This is a genomic window from Arcticibacter pallidicorallinus (genome assembly GCF_003002875.1).
GTDB classification, from domain to species: Bacteria; Bacteroidota; Bacteroidia; order Sphingobacteriales; family Sphingobacteriaceae; genus Arcticibacter; species Arcticibacter pallidicorallinus.
On record NZ_PVTH01000001.1, the window covers coordinates 654,532 to 678,987 of the forward strand.

Annotated in this window: 12 protein-coding genes; 11 read left to right on the forward strand and 1 reads right to left on the reverse strand. The window is 44.9% G+C overall.

All coding sequences use genetic code 11. From position 1 onward, the window contains the following. The first annotated feature begins 54 nt into the window (after positions 1 to 54). The 7 genes from B0I27_RS02665 (at position 55) to B0I27_RS02695 (ending at position 15,300) form a co-directional block, all read left to right on the forward strand. A complete protein-coding gene (locus B0I27_RS02665) occupies positions 55 to 2,817 on the forward strand; it encodes an alpha-d-galacturonidase (RefSeq protein ID WP_106291087.1) in 2,763 nt (920 codons plus the stop codon). An 83-nt stretch (positions 2,818 to 2,900) separates the two neighbouring features. Beyond that, positions 2,901 to 4,421: an MGH1-like glycoside hydrolase domain-containing protein gene (locus B0I27_RS02670; protein WP_245925410.1), complete on the forward strand. Its 1,521-nt coding sequence runs from the start codon at positions 2,901 to 2,903 to the stop codon at positions 4,419 to 4,421. 1 nt (position 4,422) lies between these two features. Beyond that, positions 4,423 to 5,991: a glycoside hydrolase family 28 protein gene (locus B0I27_RS02675; protein WP_106291089.1), complete on the forward strand. Its 1,569-nt coding sequence runs from the start codon at positions 4,423 to 4,425 to the stop codon at positions 5,989 to 5,991. Positions 5,992 to 6,002: 11 nt separating this feature from the next. After that, positions 6,003 to 8,810, forward strand: coding sequence for a glycoside hydrolase family 95 protein (locus B0I27_RS02680; RefSeq protein ID WP_106291258.1), 2,808 nt, complete (start codon positions 6,003 to 6,005; stop codon positions 8,808 to 8,810). Between the two features lie 2 nt (positions 8,811 to 8,812). Then, the gene (locus B0I27_RS02685) at positions 8,813 to 12,319 is read left to right on the forward strand and encodes a malectin domain-containing carbohydrate-binding protein (RefSeq protein WP_106291091.1); all 3,507 of its coding nucleotides are present in this window, start codon (positions 8,813 to 8,815) and stop codon (positions 12,317 to 12,319) included. A gap of 472 nt (positions 12,320 to 12,791) precedes the next feature. Next, positions 12,792 to 14,351, forward strand: a complete 1,560-nt coding sequence (locus tag B0I27_RS02690) for a sodium:solute symporter family protein (RefSeq protein ID WP_106291093.1) — start codon at positions 12,792 to 12,794, stop codon at positions 14,349 to 14,351. A gap of 16 nt (positions 14,352 to 14,367) precedes the next feature. Further along, the gene (locus tag B0I27_RS02695; protein WP_106291095.1) at positions 14,368 to 15,300 is read left to right on the forward strand and encodes a dihydrodipicolinate synthase family protein; all 933 of its coding nucleotides are present in this window, start codon (positions 14,368 to 14,370) and stop codon (positions 15,298 to 15,300) included. Between the two features lie 69 nt (positions 15,301 to 15,369). On the opposite strand, the gene B0I27_RS02700 is transcribed toward B0I27_RS02695, so the two are convergent. Beyond that, positions 15,370 to 16,245 carry an AraC family transcriptional regulator gene (locus B0I27_RS02700; protein ID WP_106291097.1) on the reverse strand — a complete coding sequence of 292 codons (876 nt, stop codon included), beginning with the start codon at positions 16,243 to 16,245 and terminating at the stop codon, positions 15,370 to 15,372. Between the two features lie 254 nt (positions 16,246 to 16,499). On the opposite strand from B0I27_RS02700, the gene B0I27_RS02705 reads away from it, so the two are divergent. From B0I27_RS02705 to B0I27_RS02720, 4 genes are all read left to right on the forward strand, one after another. Continuing rightward, a complete protein-coding gene (locus tag B0I27_RS02705; RefSeq protein WP_106291099.1) occupies positions 16,500 to 18,128 on the forward strand; it encodes a fucose isomerase in 1,629 nt (542 codons plus the stop codon). Between the two features lie 5 nt (positions 18,129 to 18,133). After that, complete coding sequence (locus tag B0I27_RS02710) at positions 18,134 to 18,802, forward strand: DUF3826 domain-containing protein (protein WP_181276656.1); 669 nt, start codon at positions 18,134 to 18,136, stop codon at positions 18,800 to 18,802. A gap of 291 nt (positions 18,803 to 19,093) precedes the next feature. Continuing rightward, entirely contained in the window at positions 19,094 to 22,366 is a 3,273-nt protein-coding gene (locus tag B0I27_RS02715; protein ID WP_106291103.1) for a SusC/RagA family TonB-linked outer membrane protein, read from the forward strand. A gap of 36 nt (positions 22,367 to 22,402) precedes the next feature. Then, entirely contained in the window at positions 22,403 to 24,433 is a 2,031-nt protein-coding gene (locus B0I27_RS02720) for a RagB/SusD family nutrient uptake outer membrane protein (protein WP_106291105.1), read from the forward strand. Positions 24,434 to 24,456: the final 23 nt, after the last annotated feature.

A 24,456-nucleotide genomic window follows, 5' to 3' on the forward strand; every position in this document is an offset into this window, starting at 1 on the left:
TAATTGTAACCTAAAAGATCAGTTAACCTAATTAGAAACAAGATCGAATTATAGATGAGGTATTTTATTTATTTATGTTGTACGGTATTGGCATTTTATGGAGGATCGGCCTCAGCAGACTCTTCTTCTGACAAAAAGAGTAATATAGCCATTGTGATATCCAAGGATGCGCATCAGCGCATTCAGTTCGGTGCAGAGAAACTTGCCGAGGCACTCAATAAGGCTGGTTACAAAGCCAGGGTTCAGCAACAAAACAAGTTCCCGTCTCGAAATAATACTATATTGATTACGGAGAAGAGCCAAGCACAGGCCGGACAGCTTCTTAAGCAATCCGGAATCGCAGTTGCCAACCTTGATCATAAAGAAGGTTTTTCCATAAGCACCTCCTCAAATAACAGGGCGACCATTGTCGGATCTGATGTTACAGGAGCACTCTATGGATGCCTTGAGCTGGTGGATCAGGTTAACGCAACAGGTAAGCTTCCTCAAAATCTCACGTTAAACGATCATCCTGAAATGGTGCTGCGGGGTACCGCTATCGGTCTGCAGAAGCCAACTGAGCTTCCCGGCAGAGGAATGTACGAATATCCGTATACACCCGAAGACTTTCCCTGGTTTTATGACAAGGAACTCTGGATTCAATATCTGGATATGTTAGTCGAGAACAGATACAATTCCTTGTATTTGTGGAATGGACACCCTTTTTCTTCGCTCGTGAAGGTTAAGGAATATCCTTATGCGCTTGAAGTAAGTGAAGAAACGTTCAAAAAGAACGAGGAGGTCTTCCGCTTTCTTACTGCCGAAGCGGATAAGAGAGGAATTTGGGTTATTCAGATGTTCTATAATATTATCATTCCTAAGCCTTTCGCCGAGAAGCACGGTCTAGCTACTCAGGACAGAAACCGTCCAATCATTCCCATCATAGCTGATTATACGCAAAAGTCTATAGCTGCGTTTGTAGAGAAGTATCCGAATGTCGGCTTGCTGGTTACTCTGGGAGAGGCGATGGAAGGTAGAGGTCAGGATGATGTCGATTGGTTCACCAAAACAATCATTCCCGGCGTAAAAGATGGCTTGAAAGCATTAGGCACAGACATCCAGCCGCCTATCGTACTAAGAGCGCATGATACAGACGCTGATATCGTGATGAAAGAATCATTGCCTATATATAAGAATCTGTATACGATGGCGAAGTTCAACGGAGAGGCCTTAACTACTTATACACCGCGTGGCTCATGGGCGGAGCTTCACCGTGAACTGAGCAGAATCGGCACTGTTCACGTACAGAACGTACATATCCTGGCTAACCTGGAACCATTCCGATACGGCTCTGCTGACTTCATTCAGAAATCGGTTCAGGCTATGCATGAGATATATGAGTCTAATGCCATTCACGTTTATCCACAGGCTTCTTACTGGGACTGGCCTTATGCCGCTGATAAAGCAAAAAATCGTCTGCTTCAGGTAGAAAGAGACGCTATATGGTACAAGGCCTGGGCACGTTATGCCTGGAATAGTCGCCGCGACAGATCAAAAGAAGTTACCTACTGGTCTGACCAGTTAGCCGGAACTTTTGGTGCCACTCCACAGGCTGCTGAGAATATTCTTAAAGCGTATGAAGAAACTGGTGAAATAGCACCCAAGCTGTTACGTCGTTATGGAATAACCGATGGAAACCGTCAGACGCTAACACTGGGTATGACGATGACGCAACTGATCAACCCATTCCGCTACAATCTGTTTACCATGCTTTACGAGTCTGAAGCTCCTGAAGGTGAGATGATCATTGAATACGCCGAGAAAGAGTGGAATAAGCAAAAGCATATTGGCGAAACTCCTGTCATCGTAGCGGAAGAAGTTCTTGTTCACGGAAGAAAAGCAATAGAGGCTATAGAAGCAGCGTCTGCTGGTGTGAGTAAGAATAAAGATGAGTTTGAAAGATTGAAAAATGATGTATACAGCTATAATGAGCTTGCTGCCTTCTTTTCCGCTAAGGTAGAGGCGGCTCTTTCGATCCTTCGATATAAATACTCAGACGATATTTCTGACCTGGAGCGTGCTCTGCCGCTGTTGGAAAAAAGTGTAGTGCATTACCGCAAGCTTGCCGACCTGACGAAAGATACGTATCTGTACGCGAACAGCTTGCAAACCAAGCATCGTAAGATTCCAATGCGAGGCGTAGATGCCACCTATAAGCACTGGGTGGAAGTATTGCCTGTTTATGAGAAGGAGCTTGAGCATTTCCGCAGAAGTATCGATTCACTCAAAAATCCCTCAAATAACAAAGCTACCGCTAAGGTGATAAGATACAGAAACGTGCCGGTTACGGTTTTGAATAAGCGTCCGGAATATTTCACTGTAGAAAAAAACGCGAAAGTCTATTCAGACACTACTTTGAAGATCGAAGAGTTCGCTTCTGAGATTGCTGGACTGAAGGGGTTGAAACTATCTAAACGCGATCAGATCAAAAACGGAACAACCATAGAGTTTACTTCGGCTCAGCCTGTTAAAGTACTGGTCGGCTTCTTCAATGAGAAGAATCCGGGTTTGTTAACGCCGCCGGATCTGGAGCATGACGTTAGTGCGAACGACTTCGGACAGTCAGAAATTAAGATTGCCAATGCGTTGCTGGCGAGCTCTTTTGCTCCTGTGAATATCCATTCGTACTCGTTTCCTAAAGGCCGCAATAAGCTTACTCTGGCCAAAGGAGCATGCGTGATTGTCGGATTTGTTGATGCCAATGACCAGGTGCGGTTATATGATGCAGGAATAGGGGTTAAGGGTTATAAAAAAGATATAGACTGGTTGTTTGAATAACAGAGTCAACGTAATTAGAAAATACCACACACACATATATGAACACGACGATGCACAAAATGCTTAAATGTTTCGGTTTTGCGATGCTGGCAGTCTTATTTGGGAAAGACGTATCAGCACAGAGCAAGGCACGCGTCTTAAGCACGGATCAACTCCGGGAGTATACCAACTATTTTAATTCGTTAGACAGCGAAGATGTTAAGAACTATGTGCCCAATGCACAAACGTTCGACTGGCTGTCTAAGAACGTTCCATTATTTGAATGTCCGGATTCGGCCATGCAGAAAGTGTACTATTACAGATGGTGGTCTTTCAGAAAACATTTGAAAGAAACTCCCGCGGGCTTCATCTTTACAGAATTCATAACTCCTGTAAAGCATGCCGGAAAGTACAATGCCATCAGCAGCGCGTTGGGTCACCAGGTTTACGAAGGAAGATGGATTCATAATTCAGAATATATCAATCAGTATCTGGACTTCTGGCTGTTGAAGGATAAAACCTTCGCCGCTCCAAAGTTTCATGGGTTTAGTAGCTGGGTAGATGATGCCGTTTACAATCTTTATCTGGTTAATCAGAACAAGAACTATGTAAAACATATCCTGCCTGCTTTAACAGAAGATTACGGTATCTGGGAGCAGGAGAGGCAGGCAGAAAGTGGTTTGTTTTGGCAGTACGATGTTAAAGACGCGATGGAGGAATCTGTCAGCGGAGGCCGCAGGGTGAAGAACAGACGTCCTTCCATCAATAGCTATATGTATGGTAATGCCGTGGCTATTGCAAAGATGGCCGACTTGTTCGGTCAGGACAGCCTGAAAAACGTTTACAACAGCAAGGCAAGCTCCATCAAAAAGCTGGTACTCGACAGCCTTTGGGATAAGAACAGAAAATTCTTCGCTGCCAAACTAGAAGTAGATGGCTCCCTGGCGCCTCGTGAGGCTATAGGTTTTATTCCCTGGTACTTCAACCTGGTACCCGATAAAAAGGAGTATTCTAAAGCCTGGTTGCAGATAACGGATACCGCTGGTTTCGACGCTCCCTGGGGTTTAACTACCGCAGAGCGCAGAGAACCAACATTCCGTACACGTGGGTCTGGTCACGGATGTGAGTGGGACGGAGCCATCTGGCCGTTTGCCACTACACAAACACTTAAAGGTTTGTCTAATTTCCTAAACAACTACAAAAAAAATAGCACCAGCTCACCCGCAGTATTTTTCGATGAACTGAAGCAATACGCTGTATCGCATACCTTTAACGGTGAAATCTACCTGGGAGAGTATCAGGACGAAAAAACGGGTTACTGGTTAAAGGGTGATAACCCTAGAAGCCGTTTCTACAACCACTCAGGTTACTGTGATCTGATCATTAATGATCTTGTTGGCTTAAAGCCTTCAGACGATAATATTCTGCACATCCAACCTCTTATTCCGCAGGATCAATGGGACTGGTTCTGTTTGGATAACGTCTTGTACCACGGAAAGATAATCACTGTTCTCTGGGATAAAACAGGCGAGAAGTACGGTAAAGGAAAAGGATTCCGCGTATTCGCAGACGGGAAACAGGTGATGTATTCAGCAAAGTTAAAAGAAGTTAAAGCTAAATTATAAAATGAAAAGGTACACTAAGTTGGGTTTGATCCTGACCATCATCGTAACGTGTTTTTATGTTACAACCGCTTCGGCGCAGGGTCATTATAATGTATTAAAATATGGTGCAAAGAACGATAGCAGTAAGCTTGCTACCGAATCAATAAAAAAGGCAATCGCGGCAGCGTCAAAAGCTGGTGGCGGTACGGTTTACTTCCCGGCAGGTAAATATCTTACGGGACCTATTCATTTGAAAAGTAATATTACCATATATATTGAGGCCGGTGCTGAGATACATTTCAGTGATAATTTCGATCATTATTTGCCGATGGTGAAAAGCCGTTGGGAAGGTACTGATGTAATGAATTTCTCGCCGCTGTTCTACGCAATTAATGCGGAGAATATCGCTATTAAAGGACGGGGGCTGATCGACGGTCATGGCAAGAAATGGTGGGCTTATTCTGAGGTTCACGTGAAAAAGATCCCTACTTCCCGCTGGCAGGAAGAGTTCAAGCGTCTGAATAAAGACGTGCTTGCACCAGACCTTCCCGGTTGGATCGAGCGCGGTTTCCTTCGTCCTCCTTTCATCCAGACCATGGATTGCAAAAATGTACTGATAGAAGGGATCACTATCACGAATTCACCTTTCTGGACCATCAATCCTCAATACTGTGATAACGTTACAATTTCTAAAGTGACGATCAATAACCCTGATTCGCCGAACTCGGATGGTATAAACCCTGAGTCATGCCGTAATGTGCATATCTCAGATTGCCATATCAGCACGGGTGACGACTGTATTACGATTAAATCTGGTAAAGACCGCTCAGGAAGAAAGGCCAACGTCCCTGCAGAAAATTATACGATCACCAATTGTACCATGTTATCAGGTCACGGGGGTGTGGTAATCGGAAGTGAGATGTCCGCTGGCGTTAGAAGAGTGACCATTTCGAATTGCGTTTTTGACGGAACAGACCGTGGTTTACGTATTAAATCAGCACGTGGACGTGGTGGTGTCGTTGAGGATATCCGTGTAAATAACGTGATCATGAGAAATATCCGCGATCAGGCTATCGTTTTGGATCTGCAGTATGCTACCACAACAGTAGAGCCTGTATCAGAACGTACACCGGCTTTCCGTAATATCCACTTCAGCAATATCACTGCTCACGGAAACCGTGCGGGATACCTGAACGGTTTAGAAGAAATGCCTATCGAGAATGTTTCGTTCAACAACATGAATATGGATATGCAGACTGGCTTCCGGATCAAGAATTCCAAGGATATCGAGTTCCACAATGTTCGTGTGAACAACAAAAAGGGTCCTGTAGTTGAGGCAGAAAATGTAGTCGGACTTCAGATAGATGATGTTAGGTCTCAGAAGCCAGTTGCAGGCGAAGCGATTATTGAGCTAACGAACGTAGAAGGCGCGATTATTCAAAACGCCTTCCCTGCTAAAGGAACTGAGGTCTATCTGAAGGCTAAAGGTGCTAAAACAAGCGATATCGTAGGTAAAGCAAATCACTTCGGAAATGTAAAGACAGTTGTCATTCAGGAAGCTGATGTGAAGGAAAAAATAAAGTTAGATTAATGATAAAAAACATGCGTTTAACGCTTGGTCTTGTGTTTGCAGGCTTCCTCAGCGGATCCCTGCAGGCACAGGACCTTAAGTTATGGTATAACCAGCCTGCTGAGCAGTGGACCGATGCCCTTCCTCTTGGGAATGGCAGAATAGGTGCTATGGTTTTCGGAGGAGTTAATCGGGAGCATATTCAGTTCAACGAGGAAACGCTCTGGACAGACTCTCCGAGAGATTACAATATGCCCGATGGCGCAAAATATCTCAACGATATACGCCAGTTGCTTTTTGCAGGTAAGCAAAAAGAAGCGGAAGCTCTGGCTGCGAAGCACTTTATGGGCCTAAAGTCCAAAGAAGAGGAGAGAGCTCCATGGGTAGAAAAGGTCAGAGACCTCGCCAGTTTGAAAAGCAATCCTTCTGCTGCAAAATACAACGACAGCAAATGGAAGACCATACAGTTGCCAGCGATTAACGGATGGGAAACGGTTGGCTTAGAAGGTCTTGACGGTGCGGTGTGGCTCAGGAATTCCTTTGTGCTTCCTGATGACTGGGCCGGAAAAGATCTGGTCTTTGATCTGGGCAAGATCCGTGATCATGATTTTACCTATGTCAACGGTCACCTGGCAGGCACAACCGCCAATGCTTCCGACGGTAGAATGTACGTCGTATCGGCAGATAAACTAAAGAAAGGCGTAAATCACATCTCCATACAAGTTTTAAACTATTTCGATAAAGGCGGACTTGTTGGTTACAAGGATACTTCGCGTCCAATGCGAGTATATCCTAAAGGCGCTTCAGAACAGCAGGCGGTTATTCTAAGCAGATCGTGGAAGTACATGATCCAGGATGATGATCCGCCTCTGGTGGGTACCTATCAGGCTAGCTACCAGCCGTTCGGCGATCTACTATTAACGTTTCCTGATGCCTCCAAAGGTGTGTCAGATTACAAACGTGAGCTGGACCTGACGACTGCTATTTCCAAAACGACCTACGTATCCAAAGGGGTGCGTTATACGAGAGAATACTTTGTGAGTCAGCCAGACCAATGTTTGGTGGTGCGCATAACTTCCGACAAAAAACAGTCTATCAACTTTCAGGCGGGATTAAGAAGTTCTCACAAGCAATCCGCAGTACGGGTGATCGACCCAACTACTCTTGGCCTTTCTTTGCAGGTGAAAGACGGCGCTCTCAAAGGCGAAAGCATTTTGAAGGTGAACGCTATCGGCGGAAAGACGAGAGTGAAAAACGGACAGATCCATGTCAGTGGTGCCAATGAAGTAGTGCTGTATCTTACTGCCGCCACCAACTATAAGAATTTTAAAGATGTATCTGGCGATGCAGCTGCCCTTGCCAAAGCGGATATGGAAAAGCTGGCACAGCAAAGCTACGGCAGTCTGCTGAACAAACATTTGAATGAATATCAGCAGTATTTCAACAGGCTGTCTTTATCTTTTGGTAGTTCTTCTGAAAGCACGCTTCCCACCGATCAGCGTATCGAGCAATTTGCTAAGAATAACGATCCTGCATTCGCTGCGCTGTACTTACAATACGGAAGATATCTCCTGATTTCAAGCTCGCGTCCCGGTACCCGGCCCGCAAACTTGCAGGGTATTTGGAACGACCTGCTCACACCATCATGGGGAAGCAAGTACACCACGAATATCAACCTGGAGATGAACTACTGGCCGGCCGAAAGCCTCAACTTGTCGGAGATGCACGAGCCTCTTTTTGACATGATTGAAGAATTAAGCCAAACCGGTGCGGAAACTGCCCGGAAATACTATAATGCTCCTGGTTTTGTCGTACACCACAATACAGATATCTGGAGAGGAACAGCACCTATCAATAACTCCAACCACGGCATCTGGGTTTCCGGAGGAGCGTGGTTAAGCACACACCTGTGGGAGCGTTACAACTATACCCAGGATAAAGAGTTCCTACGCAACAGAGCGTATCCGCTGATGCGTAAAGTGGCCTTGTTTTTCAATTCATACCTCGTAAAGGATCCTGCTACAGGTTTGCTGGTCAGCGGCCCTACTAACTCGCCTGAGCAGGGTGGACTGGTGATGGGAGCGGCGATGGACCATCAGATCATCCGGGACCTGTACAGTGCATGTATCAAGGCTTCAGAGATCCTGAATACTGATGGTGAATTACGAAAAATAATGAAAAGTAACCGCGATCGCCTGACACCAAATAAGATTGGCCGCTTCGGACAATTGCAGGAGTGGACGGTTGATATTGACGACACAACCAATAAGCACAGACACGTTTCCCACCTTTGGGGGGTGCATCCCGGCGCGGACATCACCTGGGATAAAGATCCGGAGATGATGAAGGCAGCCAGACAATCTCTGATCTACAGGGGAGATGAAGGTACGGGATGGAGCCTGGCCTGGAAGATTAACTTCTGGTCGCGCTTCAAAGATGGTGATCACGCCTGGAAGATGGTTCACATGCTGATCAGTCCCGCAGCGAAAGGCGGAGGATCATACGTCAACCTATTCGACGCCCATCCACCTTTCCAGATCGACGGAAACTTCGGAGGAGCCGCCGGAATTGCGGAGATGCTGCTTCAAAGCCACTCAGGATATCTCGATATCCTTCCCTCACTGCCGTCAGCACTGAAAGATGGCGAGATCAAAGGACTCTGCGCACGCGGAGGCTTTGAGCTGGAGATGAAATGGAAAGACGGAAAACTGTCTGACCTTAGCGTGCTATCGAAAGCGGGTAATACCTGTACGGTGAAATATGCGGGCAAAGAATTAAAGTTCGCGACTGAACGTGGAAAGCGGTATCCAATTGATTCCGCCTTACAATTAATAAAATAATTATGTACTACTTAGGAAGGTTTTTGCTGGTTTTTGTCGCAGGCCTTTTCCTGAACTTCCATTCAGAAGCTCAGGTACGCCGTGAGATATCTTTGAATGAGGGTTGGAAAACCGTCGCTCATGATACTGACCAGAATTTATATAATGGCTTCGAGGCTGAGGGCTTCAGAGATGCCGACTGGACGCAGGTAGATGTTCCGCATAACTGGGACGTGTATCACGGCTACAGACGGCTGCTTAAGGGTAACCGCCATGGCTATGCCTGGTACCGTAAGAATTTTGAGGTGAAAGCCAAAGGAAAGAACGAACGTTACTTCCTGTTCTTCGAAGGGGTAGGGTCATATGCTACAGTTTGGCTCAACGGTAAGAAAGTCGGTTATCATGCCGGCGGCAGAACTACCTTTACTCTGGACGTTACCTCAGCAATCCGACTGAAAGGCAATAACACTCTGGCTGTGCGTGCCGACCATCCGGATGAGATCCGTGACCTGCCATGGGTAGACGGAGGCGGTTCAGAAGAAAGGGGCTTTTCCGAAGGTTCTCAGCCTATGGGGATTTTCAGACCGGTACATCTTGTGGTCACCAATCCGGTCCGCATCGAACCTTTCGGCGTGCATGCCTGGAACGATAATAAGATCTCTGCGGAGTCAGCCAAAATTAACTTTTCTGTAGAAGTAAAAAACTACGGAAATACGCCTAAGCAATTACGTGTGGTAAACCGACTGGAAAATCGCGAACGTAAAAAAGTATTTGAAGTCAGCAAGCAGAAGATGCTGCAGCCGGGATCTCTGGAAACGATTAGCGACGTGAGTCCCGAAATCATAAAGCCGCATCTTTGGTCTATTGAAGATCCCTATCTTTATACGATCGTCACAGAAGTAATCGATAACGGTAAGGTGATCGACAGGCTTGAAACGCCATACGGTATCCGCTGGATCAGCTGGCCAATCGGACGTGCATCGAATGATAAGCGCTTCTTCCTGAACGGAAAGCCGGTATTTATCAACGGCATTGCCGAGTATGAACACCTGCTTGGTGGAAGCCATGCTTTCAGCGCTGAGCAGGTACGCTCCCGCGTAATGCAAATGAAAGCTGCAGGCTATAACTCCTTCCGGGATGCCCATCAGCCCCATAATCTGAGATACCAGGAACACTGGGACAAGATGGGAGTACTGTTGTGGACGCAGATGGCCGCTCATATCTGGTTTGATAATCCTGAGTTCAAGAAAAACTTTAAAACCCTGATGAGGGATTGGGTAAAAGAGCGGAGAAATAGTCCTTCTGTCGTGTTATGGGGTCTGGAAAATGAAAGTACTCTCCCTGAAGATTTCGCAAGAGAGTGTACAGAAATCATCAGAGAGATGGATCCTACTGCTTCATCTCAACGCCTTGTAACCACTTGTAATGGTGGCAAGGGTACAGACTGGGATGTGCCGCAGAACTGGACAGGTACCTATGGTGGCGATCCCAAGTTATATGGGGAAGATGTAAAACGTCAGGTGCTCATCGGTGAGTACGGTGCATGGCGTACCCTTGATCTGCATACCGAAGGTCCATACGATCAGAACGGTATATTTAGCGAAGACCGCATGACCCAGCTGATGGAGATGAAGGTTCGTCTGGCAGATTCTGTCAAGAACGAAACCTCGGGACATTATTTCTGGCTGTTTACGTCACATGACAATCCGGGACGTGTGCAAGGCGGCGAAGGACTTCGCGAACTCGACAGAATCGGTCCCGTTAACTATAAAGGTTTGCTAACTCCATGGGAAGAGCCCCTGGACGTATATTATATGTTCAGATCCAATTATGCGCCCAAGGAAACCGACCCGATGGTCTATATCGTATCACATACCTGGGCAAATCGCTGGAAATCTCCCGGACTAAAAGATCGTATTACGGTATATTCCAATTGCGATGAGGTGGAGCTCTTTAACGATGTCGACAATGTATCGCTTGGCAAAAGAACAAGGGGTGGTGTAGGAACCCATTTCTCCTGGTCGAAATCCGATATCCGCTACAATGTCTTGTACGCTGTAGGATACGTGGATGGCAAGCCAGTTGCTAAAGACTATATTGTTTTGAATCACCTTCCTGAGTCGCCAAATTTTGAGGCCTTCTACCAGGATGCTCAGAACCTCACTGCTCCGAAGAAGAAACTCAACTATCTGTACCGCGTGAATCTGGGTGGACCCGATTATACGGATATCAATGGAAACGTTTGGAAGGCCGACAGACAGCAGACATCTGCTGATACCTGGGGATCCAATTCCTGGACGAAGGACTTTCCGGGTACGCCCGATTTCTTTGCCAGTCAGCGTAAAACTCACGATCCTATAAAGGGAACCAAAGACTGGCCCCTATTCCAGACTTTCCGGTACGGAAGAGAAAAGCTAAACTTTGACTTCCCTGTTCCTGATGGTGAATATACCGTTGAACTGTACTTCAATGAGCCTTGGTTAGGAACCGGAGGAGGACTGGATGCTACAGGTTTCAGACTGTTCGACGTAGCGGTCAACGGTAAAACCTATATCAAAAACCTGGATATATGGAAAGAAGCAGGACATGACCAGGCGCTGAAAAAGACCCTTAAAGTGAAAGTCACCGGAGGTAAGCTGAATATATCTTTCCCTAAAGTACTTTCAGGTCAAGCTGTGATCTCCGCAATCGCTATTGCATCCGCAGATAAGAATGTAAAGCCGGCCGCGGGAGCGAAAAGCTTGATTCAAGATTTCAACGCAGCATCAGACTGGTCGTTGGAGACCTGGATGGATGCCGGAGATCGTCAATTTAATAACGCCCAGGAACCTAAATTTACGGCCTTACCTCCCGTGTTATATGGAGCAGACTGGATCAGGACTCCTGCCAGCGGCGGGCAAGCAAGCTTTACACTTGCGGAAGAAGCAGACGTATTTGTTGCTCTGCCTGAAGGTCAGCAAGTGCCGGCATGGTTGAAAGATTACGAAAACACAAAGTCTTCCCTGGAGAACAGCCGCGAACAGAACTTTAAATTTAATGTGTATCGTAAACGGTTTGAGAAGGGCGCGTCCGTTCAAATTCCGTCAGCATTAACTACTGCGGTTTTACCGGCGACTACGTTGCAGCCAGCCTTTGATTTGAAAAAATCAGAGACGTATAAATCACATATCGCTAAATTTAGCAGTAATATCAAGGCTACCACTGTTAACGAAAAGGACGCAGTGACCTTCTATAAAGCTTCTGGAGATGTTCTCGAGTTCACCTTCTCCGTAGGTGTAGCCGATACGTACTCGTTGACACTAAGGTACGCCAATACCTTGCCGAAGGTGATGAAAGCGAAGCTGCAATTGGTGATGGCAGACGGTACGCTCTTAAAAGAAGAGATCGTCGAGCTTACAACCAGCAAACCAGGTAAGTGGAATTACCTGAACGGAACTTCCGGATCTATGATTAATGCCGGAACCTACAAGTACAGGGTTATCGCTATTGACGCCGAGGGACTCAGCGTCTCAGCACTTGATGTGCAATAGCTGGTTAACCATTAAATCAAACACAAAGAGGTTGTATCATAAGTCATGATACAGCCTCTTTTTATTTTAAAGGAGATCTCGAAGGGGAGGTGTGGTCAGCTTATGGATTGCCAGTGCTCTGATAGTGGGTGACGCCGCGATGAGGCCAGAGTGAGGCCACGGTGAGGCCACCTTTCTGCGTAAAAACGTGGCCTCACTCTGGCCTCACTCTGGCTGCAAGGTGGCTACACCTACCGGCTGGCCACCAGCTGGTGGCCAGCCGGCAAAAATCAAGTAAAACTTAAAATCAGGCAGTACGCAAGTAAAAATCAGCTCCAAGGTGTATCTTGATAATATCGTATAATACTCAGAAAAAATGGTACAGTAAAGGCAAGTTATTGGGGGCTAGATTTGTGGTATTGAAAGGGGTTTCCTCTGATTATACCAAACGAACTTAACCCAGTCAAATAATATTAGTTATTTGGCCTTTGATATGAAGAACCTACCATTATTTGATTTAGCTGTTATAGCAATTTATCTTCTGGGAATGATTCTGGTTGGCTTTTATTTTTCGAGGAAAAATAAAAGTTCTGATCATTTCACCAAAGCTTCCGGTACGATTCCCGGATGGGCGATTGGAATGTCCATTTACGCCACCTTCCTGAGTAGTAATACGTTTTTGGGCGTTCCCGGCAAGGCCTTCGGGGACAACTGGAATGCTTTTGTATTTAGTCTTTCTATGCCGCTCGCGGCTTGGGTAGCTTCTAAGTACTTCGTTCCTTTTTATCGCAATACGGGCGAAATATCCGCTTATACCAATCTGGAAAAGCGATTTGGTGCCTGGGCAAGAACTTACGCAGTTGTATGTTTTTTACTTACCCAGCTCGCGAGAATGGGGTCGATCTTTTTTGGTATCGCCCTTAGCCTTCAGGCGCTGACCGGCTATTCCATGTCCATGATTATGATCGTCATGGGTATATGTATTATCATTTACACGGTATTGGGTGGTATTGAGGCCGTTATCTGGACAGAAGTTGTTCAGGGAGTAATCAAGACGCTGGGTGCTGTACTGATATTATACCTGATCGTAGCCGACATGCCGGGAGGCGTTTCTTCTATTATGGAGATCGGCAAAGCCAACGATAAGTTTAGTCTCGGAACACTAGACTTCAATTTTATAGAATCGTCCTTCTGGGTGGTCCTCCTATATGGTTTTTTTATCAACCTGAACAACTTTGGGATGGATCAGAACTATGTTCAGCGCTACCATACGGCTCCGAACTCGAAGGAAGCGTCTAAGTCTTTGTGGCTTTGTGTATTCCTTTACGTACCTGCGTCGCTGTTGTTCTTCATCATAGGATCTGCTTTATTTGCCTATTATAGTGTTAATCCGGAGTTTACCGAGGTGCTTAGGCAGCAGGTAGCTGTCGAAAGGCTTCCTATCGGTTCTTCAGCGGCTCAGATTAGTCAGATGGCGGCGACGCTCCAGCCGGCCGATTACGGAGATAAGGTAATGCCGCATTTTATGGTTACGAAGATCCCCGCTGGATTGGTTGGATTAATCGTATCGGCGATTTTATCTGCGGCAATGTCTACCATCAGCTCCGGTATGAACGCCTCTGCCACCGTTTTTTCGGTCGACATATACAAACGTTATTTCAAACAGGACATCAACGAGAAGCAGACCATGTTCGTGCTTCATACTTCGACTGTTGTTTTCGGCTTGCTTGGTATGGCGGCAGGAATAGCCATGATAGGAGTGAAGAGTATCCTGGATGTGTGGTGGCAGCTGTCGGGGATTTTCGCAGCAGGTATGCTGGGCTTGTTCCTTCTGGGCTTGATCAGCAAGCAAAGCAAGAACCACGAGGCAATCATCGCAACGATTATCGGTATTCTGGTCATTATCTGGATGACATTCTCACCCTTGCTTCCTGTTGAATACGATTATTTACGTAACACACTTCATTATAACATGATCATTGTTGTCGGTACCCTCACCATCTTCTTAGTGGGTGTGCTGCTGACAAGGCTCAGACGACGCTCATCAATATAAAAGACTAATTTAATATATGGACAATTCGAAAAAGGGCTTCATCCCGGTGATGCTCACTCCGTTTAAAGACAATGGAGATATTGATTATAACACATTAACCAGACTGACAGAGGTTTACCTGGAGGCGGGAGCTGCAGGCCTGTTCGCAAACTGTCTGTCGAGCGAGATGTTCGAACTTTCAGATGTTGAGCGGATAGATGCCATCAAACATATCATCAAAACCGTGAACGGCGCTGTACCGGTGATAGCAACAGGTACATTTGGAGGTGCTATCGACAAGCAGGCAGACTTCGTGAAGCGAGTAAACGATACCGGTACAGAAGCGGTTATCGTGATCACCAGTCTGCTTGCGGAAGAGTCAGATTCGGACGAGTATTTTAACTCGCGCGTTTTTGATCTGATCGATCAGACACCGGGAGTGCCTTTGGGCTTCTACGAGTGTCCGGTTCCTTACAAGCGACTGCTTTCGGCTGAACAGTTGAAAGGCTTTGTTGATACCAAAAGGGTTATCTATCATAAAGACACCTGCCTGGATATTGAGCAGGTAAGGGCGAAATTGAAAGCAACGGAAGGCGCTCAATTTGGCTTGTATGATGCCTATATGGTGCATGCGGTCGAGTCGCTGAAGGCGGGTTCATCTGGTTTGTCGTGTATCCAGGGGAATTATTTTCCTGAACTGATTGTATGGTTATGTGATAACTACAACAATGCGGCTATGGCCGGCGAAGTGGAGAAAGTACAGCAGTTCCTGAACGCCAACATGGACGTGATGCACAATGTATATCCTATCGTTTCTAAATATTTCCTTCAGAAGAGAGGTCTCAACATCTCGACATTTACAAGACGGAAAGTTGGGGAGTTTACCAGTTCGATAACGAATGAGATCGAAACGCTCTTTAAAGACTATAACTACCTTCAGCGGGAGTTAGAGCTTGATATTCACATATAACGAGGTGAGGGGTTGAGTGCGAAGGCATATTTTGGATGTTTCGCTTTTACATTCAGCCCCTCATTTTGATTATATCTTTTGAAGATACTGTCTTTTATAGTCCAGCGGTGTTAATCCGGTTACCTTCTTGAAGTGCCGGTAAAAGTTAGATACATTATTGAATCCGCAGTCAAAGCAAATGACCTCCGTAGGAAGTTTGTCATCAATAAGCGCGCGACATGCGTGACTTATTCGAATCTCAATTAAAAAGTCGTAATACGTTTTCTTGGTCATCAGCTTAAAGTACCTGCAGAACGAGGTGACGCTCAGGTTGCTGATCTCGGAGATCTCTTCCAGGCTGATTTCCTTCTTGTAATGAGTCAGGGTGTAGTTATATACCTTGTTCAGTCGGATCGTGTCCGATTCGGTAGACTTGTTTACCGTGTGCTGACCGGTGACGATGGTTTTATAGTCTTCGGTTTCCGCTAGAATTTTCAGGATAGAGAGCAGGATGATGATCTTGTCCAGACCAGATGCATCTATTGCCGAGAACATAAGTGCAGAAAGTTTTTCTTTCGCCTCTCCGTTAATGATCATACCCCGTTTGGCCTTTTCGAGCAGCTTCGGTATAAGATAAGCCTCGGGGAGGTTGAGAATGTCTTTTCCTAAGCAGTCGGGCAGGAAGTGAATGACTATCGCCTCCACTTCGAGTGTGGAGTTTGCGGCGAAGTATTCGTCTTTGCAGCGAAAAGTATGAGGCAGATTCTCTCCAAGCAAGACCAGTTCACCCGATGAAAAGTTACTGATATTATCTCCGATGAACCTTACACCTTCGCCCCTTACAGTGAGGTGTAATTCCAGTTCAGGGTGATAATGCCAGATGGTATCAAACCGCGGTTTGATATCGTGTCTTATACTGAAAGAGCTCTGGAGTTTCGTGGGAACTTTGTGAAATAAGGGCTTCATCTCTCTGGATTTATCTCGTTGCTGACTGGAAGCAAGTATACATTAATTTTTCTATTTAGGATGCTAAGATCCTATAAAAACTGGATAACAAGCTGCAACAATGCTATTACAGCCTGGTGCATATTTGTAGTACTCGGCTCCAGCTTTACGGCAGAATTTGAACATAAGTCGGAATCAAAAAGAGTCATTTAGAGTTTGTTAACAGACTGATTTTATTATTGATAAATTCATAAAGAACCTATAAAAATTATACAATGTTGGAAGGAAAGAAGGAAGTTTTATTAGTTGCAAGTGGGGACTTGCGTATCGCTGCAAATCAGAATTGCTGGGCTACCCAAAACGAAATGGAGCAGCTCCTGGCCAAGGCGATCGAAAAGCTGGGCTGGACGGTAAAACGCGCTCATCATTATAACGAAGCAAAAAAACACGGTTTCATCGATTCTCAGAAAATGGGGATGGAGATATTTCGCAATCTTGATCCAGAACAACCCATCATTGTAGCGGAGAGTGTTTGGCAATACAGCCATCATGTGCTTTCCGGATTGACAACACATAAAGGGCCGATACTTACGGTAGCAAATTGGAGCGGACAATGGCCAGGCCTTGTAGGTATGCTGAACCTGAATGGTTCTTTGAGCAAGGCAGGTGTAGAGTACAGCTCACTTTGGAGTGAAACTTTTGAAGACAGCTTCTTTACAAACTCGTTAAAGGAGTGGTTTGAAACCGGAATGATCAAGCACGATCAGAGCCATGTAAAAGATTATAGTCTGGTGAAGATTCCGCAGGCTGAAGAGCAACTGGGTAAGGACTTCGCGAAAGCCTTCAAAAACCGCAAAGGGATTATGGGGATTTTTGATGAAGGCTGTATGGGCATGTACAACGCGATCGTTCCGGATGATCTTTTGCACCGCACAGGATTCTTCAAGGAGCGTCTGAGCCAGTCAGCCTTATTCGCCGCAATGCGGAAAGTGAGTGTGGATGAGGCAGAAGAAGCCCTGAACTGGCTTCTTGAGCAGGGGATGACCTTCGAGTGGGGAGAGAATCCTGAAACTGAGCTGACCAGAGAGCAAACTTTGGAACAGTTGAAGATGTACATCGCATCGCTTCGTATCGCAGAGGAATTCGGTTGTGATACCATCGGTATCCAGTATCAGCAGGGACTAAAAGATCTTACTGCAGCAAGTGATTTGACAGAAGGACTTTTGAATAATAAACTGCGTCCACCGGTTCTTTCTGAATCAGGAGAAGAGATTTACGCAGGACATGCTCTTCCTCACTTCAATGAAGTAGACGAGTGTGCCGGTATAGACGGATATGTTACCTATCATTTATGGGAGCAGCTGGGATTAGACGGATCCAACACGCTTCACGACCTGCGCTGGGGTAAGCAACGGAATGTGAACGGCGTTGATGAATTTGTATGGTTGTTCATGATATCCGGAGCAGCCCCTGCATCGCACTTTACAGATGGATATAAAGGCGCATCAAGTGTTCGTCAACCATCTATGTTCTTCCCTTTCGGAGGCGGAACGTTGAAAGGAATCAGTAAGCCGGGAAGTATCGTATGGAGCCGGGTATTTGTAATGGACAATAAGCTTCATTGCGATCTGGGTGTAGGTGAGGCTGTGTCACTTCCATTAGAAGAAAGTCAGAAGATCTGGTCAGAAACTAACCCTGAGTGGCCGCTTATGCATGCGGTGCTAAAAGGAGTAACGCGCGATCAGATGATGGCACGTCATAAAGCAAACCATATTCAGGTAGCGTATGCTCCTGATGCGGCGAAAGCACAGGAAATTTGCCGCATTAAGGCCGCCGCGATGACAGGACTGGGTATTGAAGTGCACTTCTGTGGAGACCTTGATTTTAACGGTTCCCAAAATTAATGATTATGAGAAAATTGACATTGTTTGCTTTAGCGTTCTGTTGTTTCGTATCCGCTGGCTTTGCCCAGCAAGGTACAGAGGCGGAAAGAGATGCTTATAGAAAGGTAATTACCGGAAGAGCTGATAAGATCGCTGTGACCCTGGGGATTCAGGATACCGGAAAGAAAAATGTGGTTCGCGATATTATCGCGGACCAATATATTGCTTTGAATGATATCCACTCTCCGAGGGATGAGAAAATTAAGTCGCTAAAGGCTGATAAGAGTCTCGACAAGGATGTCCGGGCCGCTAGAATCAGCCAGATAGAGGCGGAGGCAGGTGCGAAGCTGGCTCGTTTGCATAATGATTATATGATAAAGCTTGGCAAGCAGCTAAGTAAAGATCAGATTGAGAAAGTAAAGGACGGAATGACTTACTCGGTTCTTCCGATTACTTACAAAGGCTATATGGAAATGTTGCCTGATTTGAAGGTATCTCAGAGAGAGCAAATTCTTGCCTATTTGACCGAGGCGAGGGAATATGCAGTAAGTGCAGGATCTTCTGATAAGAAACACGGCTGGTTTGGAAAGTATAAAGGAAAGATTAACAATTACTTATCCGCTGAGGGAGTAGAGACGAAAAAGGCCCGGGAAGAGTGGGAAAGGAAGTTGAAAGAAAGGGAACAAAGTAAGTAATCTTACGTATAAAAAGGGGAATGGTAATATGGTACAAATTCATGAGAAAATACTACAGGATATGCCTGACCCCTTGTTATATATTTGTTCGAAACCAAACCTAACTTATCAAAAAATAAATACACTAAGTAGTGATCGCTGTTAGTTTAGCTGCTTAGCAATTAAACCGTTGTACTTAAATTATTTGATATGAGATAAAGCCTTACTTCCTATAGCCAGGTAACGAGATCGCTGGTTACAACACATCATTGAATTATTGAAACTAATAACTAACATTAATCTAAATATTTTATGGACTTAATTTTACAATCAAGCTTTCAGCGAACTAAGGTTCCTGCGATGATCTTGATCTGTCTGTTTGTATTACAAAGTACTTCTTTTGCTACAAATACAGCACGGATGATCACAGCTGAAAGGTCGCTGAACGCACGTGTTAACGTTACGGGAACAGTGAAGGACACTAAGGGAGAAGTCCTTCCTGGTGTAACGGTCAGAATTAAAGGAACAACTACAGGCACCAGTACTGACATTAACGGTGTATTCCGGCTGAACTTGCCTGTTGGTAATGAAACACTTGTCTTTACCTATATTGGTTTTCAGACTAAAGAGATCGTAGCGTCAGGTACGAGATTGGACGTACAGCTAATTGAATCTGCCAATGACTTACAAGAGGTGGTAGTAGTTGGGTACGGCATCCAGAAAAGAGAGCACTTGACCGGTGCAGTAGAATCGGTTAAGCTAGATGAGGTGGCGGATCTTCCGGTAGGAAACATGGGAGCTGCTTTGTCAGGTCGTATTCTTGGTCTTGGCGTTAGCGGCGGAACTTCTCGTCCAGGATCTACAGCAACTCTGACAATTAGAAATCCTGTTACATTGGCAAAAGATGGAGGTAACTTAGAACCTCTATATGTAATTGACGATATTATTCAAATCGGAGCGGATGGTCGTAACAGCAATGCACTGTTCAATAACCTTGATCCCTCAGAAATTGAGAGCATATCGATATTGAAGGACGGTTCAGCGGCTGTATACGGTTCAAGAGCTGCAAATGGTGTGATTTTGGTTCGCACAAAAAGAGGAAAGAATGGTGATCCAAAGTTCAGCTACAGTGGATCCTATGCAGTGAACGACGAGGCTTACAGAACTAAAATGATGAGTGCCTATGAATTTGGACAATATTTCAATATCATGAACGGTCCAAACGGAGCAAATGCACTGCCTAATTCTACCACATATAAAGATCGTGTCTTTACTCAAGATGAGCTCGATCACTTCAAAAACATCAATTATGACTGGTTGGATCAGGCATGGTCGTCTGCATCAAACATGCGTCATACGCTGAATGTTAGTGGAGGTACTGATAAAGCGACTTATTTTGCGGGTATATCTTACTTTACACAAGATGGTAACTTAAGCAGCTTAGATTACGATCGCTGGAACTTCAGAGCAGGAACAGATGTAAAGGTTGGTAAAAATATCAAAACAGGACTTCAAGTTTCTGGTAATTATTCCAACTTGACAAAGACCTTTAACAAGATTGGTGGCGAGAATGACGAAAATGACTATATCAACTTGTTAAGAGCACCACGTTACATCCCGATGTATGTTGATGGGTATCCTGTGAAATTGCCTTCTTCGAACGATGCTTTTTCGCGGTATCATTTCTATGAGATCGAAAAGCTCGGCAACCTTGCTGCAACGAAAGACAGAACTATGACTGTGAATCTTTTTGCGGAATATGAGGTGCCATTTATTCAGGGGCTGAAAGCAAGAGCATCTTACGGCCGGAACATGGGTTCAAATAATGGATCTCAGGTAGGAACGCTCTTGAGATTATATGAGTTCAACCGTACCGGTGGTCACCAGCATATCTATGATCAGGGTGCTACTGTGAATTCTTACAGAGACTGGGAAAACGGAAACCGTCTGTATTACTCCAACGGCAACTCTAACTCGTATCAGTTGAACTTTACTGCAAGTTATGCGAGAGATTTTGGAAAGCATAGCGTTGGTGGATTGTTCTCTGTTGAAAGAGCTGAAGCGGAATCCTCACAAGAGGATGTTTGGAAAGGATCACCGTTGTTGTCAACTAATGGTCAGTTCGGAAGTGCCTTTGGTGCAATTGACGGAAGAACATCTGCTGCTGAATCAGGATCACTTTCTTATGTAGGTAGAGTTAATTACGCCTATGATGACAAGTACCTGGCTGAATTTTTATTCCGTACTGATGCATCTACTAAGTTTGCACCTGAAAATTACTGGGGCAAATTCTACTCTGCATCAGCCGGATGGATTTTGTCAAAGGAAGATTTCTTTAACGTAGATGCAATTGACTTCTTGAAGCTGAGATACTCCATCGGTTTATTAGGAAAAGATGACACCAAAGCTTGGTTGTGGAGACAACGTTATACTTATCAGAATGGTAAGGGAGCTGTTTTCGGATCAGATAGTTCTCCATCCTCTACAGGTATGAAGATGGAAGCGTCGCCAAACAGAGACGCTACTTGGAGCGATGAGTTAAAGAATAACCTTGGACTTGATGCGCGATTCTTAAAGGACCGACTATCGGCTAATATTGAAGGTTTTTATAACAAGGGAACCGATATGTTGATCGAACGTACGGGAATTGTACCGATTACTATTGGGGGTTCTGTAGCTTCAGAGAACTATGCAGCTATGGATCTTTTTGGATACGAGATTGGTTTGGGATGGAGAGATAAGATTGGAAAGGATTTTAACTACGGTATCGACGCCCGTTTCAATTGGTATGATAATAAAGTGCATAAAGGGAATTTCAATGACACTGATATTATGTATCCGTGGAATGCTCAGCCAGGAAAATCGAGCGACAACGGAGTTTGGGGATACGACTACTTAGGTATGTTCAAGAATCAGGCTGACATTGATGCATATGTAACTCAAAATAATATCACTCAGGTGTTCGGTACTCCGGTTAACCAGCTGAGACCTGGAACTCTTTACTACAGAGACGTAAGAGGTCCGTTACAAGGTGATGGAAGCTTTGCTCCTGCTGACGGTATAATTGACGAGCATGACCAGATTAAGCTGGCAAACAGGGCTAATAATCATTATGGTATGGGACTTACCCTGAGAGCAAGTTACAAAGGCTTCAGTGCGGATGTAGTTATCTCCGGTTCTTTCGGTGGATGGTCTGAAATCGATGGCAGTACACGTAAGAAATTGAACAATGATATCACCAGAGGATTCCAGAGTCTTCCAGCGATATGGGGTAATATCTATGATCCGGAAATTAATCCTACCGGTACGATGCCTAACCCTAACTTCAGCAATATCAGTTTAGATCCTGTTTCGAATTTCTGGAAAGTCAATAGCTTTAGAATGCGCATGAGAAATTTCAATGTTGGCTATAGCATACCAAAGAAATATACTCAGGCAATCAATGTGAACAATGCACGTGTTTTTGTTACAGGAACTAATCCATTAAATTTCTACAATCCGTTTGATTTTAAAGATTCTGATGGCGCCTATGACTCATTCCCGATGTTAAGAACGTTCTCTTTTGGTGTAAACGTATCGTTATAATCTGAAGCGGATAATTGCATATTAATTAAAATAATCATGAAAAGAAATATAAAGCTTATATGCCTGTTCCTATCAGTTATGGTAGCTGTGACTAGCTGTAAAGATGATTTCCTTGCAGAGAAGGGCGACTTCGGGGGAATTAATGAGGAAGTTTTCAAAGATGCTCAGACGGCAAAGGCATATGTGGATTACATATATGGATTGATCCTTCCTGCAAACAATGCTACGACATTGATATCAACCAATAACGCCTCGGAAAATGGTCAGTATAATACCGTTTTTACTCAGACAACTGAGGAGCTTGCCGGAGAAACTGACTTCAATAAAGTTTGGGCTCAGATTTCCTATACCAACAATCACGCGAACAAATATTTCGGACAGCGTATGGGAACCGGGATCAGCAATAACACCTGGACTCGTATCAAGCAGATTAATATCTTTCTAACTGAGGTAGATAAGCACGGCTTGCCTGAGCAAACAAGGAATGAGCTAAAAGGACAGATGTACTTTTGGAGAGCCTGGCAGTATTTTGAACTGGTCAAACTATTCGGAGGAGTTCCATTGGTATTAGAACCTCAGAACCCTATTTTATCTGGAAGCACTGATGCAGAAGTTCCGAGAAGTTCGACTTCTGAATGTATTGAGCAGATTTGCGCCGATTTAGATTTAGCTACTTCTTTGCTTCCCGGAAAATGGGGTAATGACGATTGGGGCCGCATCACTAGCGGAGCAGCAGCAGCATTAAAGGGAAGAGTGTTGTTAACATGGGCAAGCCCTTTGTTTAATCCTGGAGATGATGTGGCTCGTTGGGAGAGATCCTACCAGGCGAACGCGGCAGCTAAAAGTCTTTTGGAAACTAGTGGATTCGGATTGTTTAAGACCGGAGGTACAGCAAATGCTACGGCATGGGAAAATATGTTTATAGCGGAAGTTGGAAATCCTGAAGCAGTTATCGTGTATAACTTCAACACTGTGAATTCTGATCAGGTAATGAAGTTCAATGGCTGGGAGCAGGCAATACGTCCGAAAGAAATCAGTGGCGGTGGTTCTGTTTCTCCTACGAAGCAGATGCTAGACGCATTTCCGATGAAAGACGGAAAGATGCCTGGAAACAGTGCAGATCCATCGAAGTACACCTACGATTTAAATAAGTTCTACAAAAACAGAGATCCTCGCTTTTATAAAACATTCGCGTACAACGGTTCGATCTGGCCTTATAAAGAGAGTCCGAACTTTAAAGTATGGAGCTATACCTGGAAGAAAAAAGCATCAGATACTAATCCAACGGCAACAACAGAGAGTCGTGGTGCTAATGCCAGTGGAGTTTACCTTCGTAAAGCATCCAATCCTGCTGCCTCCAATTCACTTGGTGATTTCAAGATCAGCGGGACGAACTTCATGGAAATGCGCTTTGCTGAAGTTGTCTTGAATCTGGCGGAAAGTGCTATCGGCGCCGGAAAGCTTGCTGAAGGTCTTGAAGGCATAAAATCTATCAGAGAAAGAGCTGGTGTTGAGAATGCGGATGGAAATTATGGACTATCTGCTGCTTCAGGCGATCGCGATAAGCTTTTTGCTGCGGTACTTAATGAAAGAAGAGTTGAGCTCGCTTACGAAGGAAAACGTTTCTTTGATCTTAGACGCTGGAAGTTGTTTGAAGAAAACTCTGCCACAGCTGCCAGACTAGGAGTTACACCATTAAACGGAACCCGCAGAACAGGTCTTTATATTGCTGTGAAGACGGCTAACGGAGCTGATTATGTACACGCTTCTCAAGATCCTTTGATCAAAGCCGCTAACGGAAGTGTGCCGGTTATTGATAGAGATGCTTATCCTGCTGGTATAACGACTCATGATCAGTATGTTGATTATCTATACGAAAATCATTTTAAAATTACAGTCAAAGATGATCTTGATAAAACGAATCCTGTTGACTGGAAATTCAAATGGTATCCTGAGTATTACTTCTTTGGACTTAATCAAACTGTGCTGAGCGGCAGTCCTTACCTGGAGCAGACTCAGGGATGGAACAGCCTAAATGGCATGGGAACTTTCGATCCATTGAAATAGTTAAATATACGTTACCAATCAGG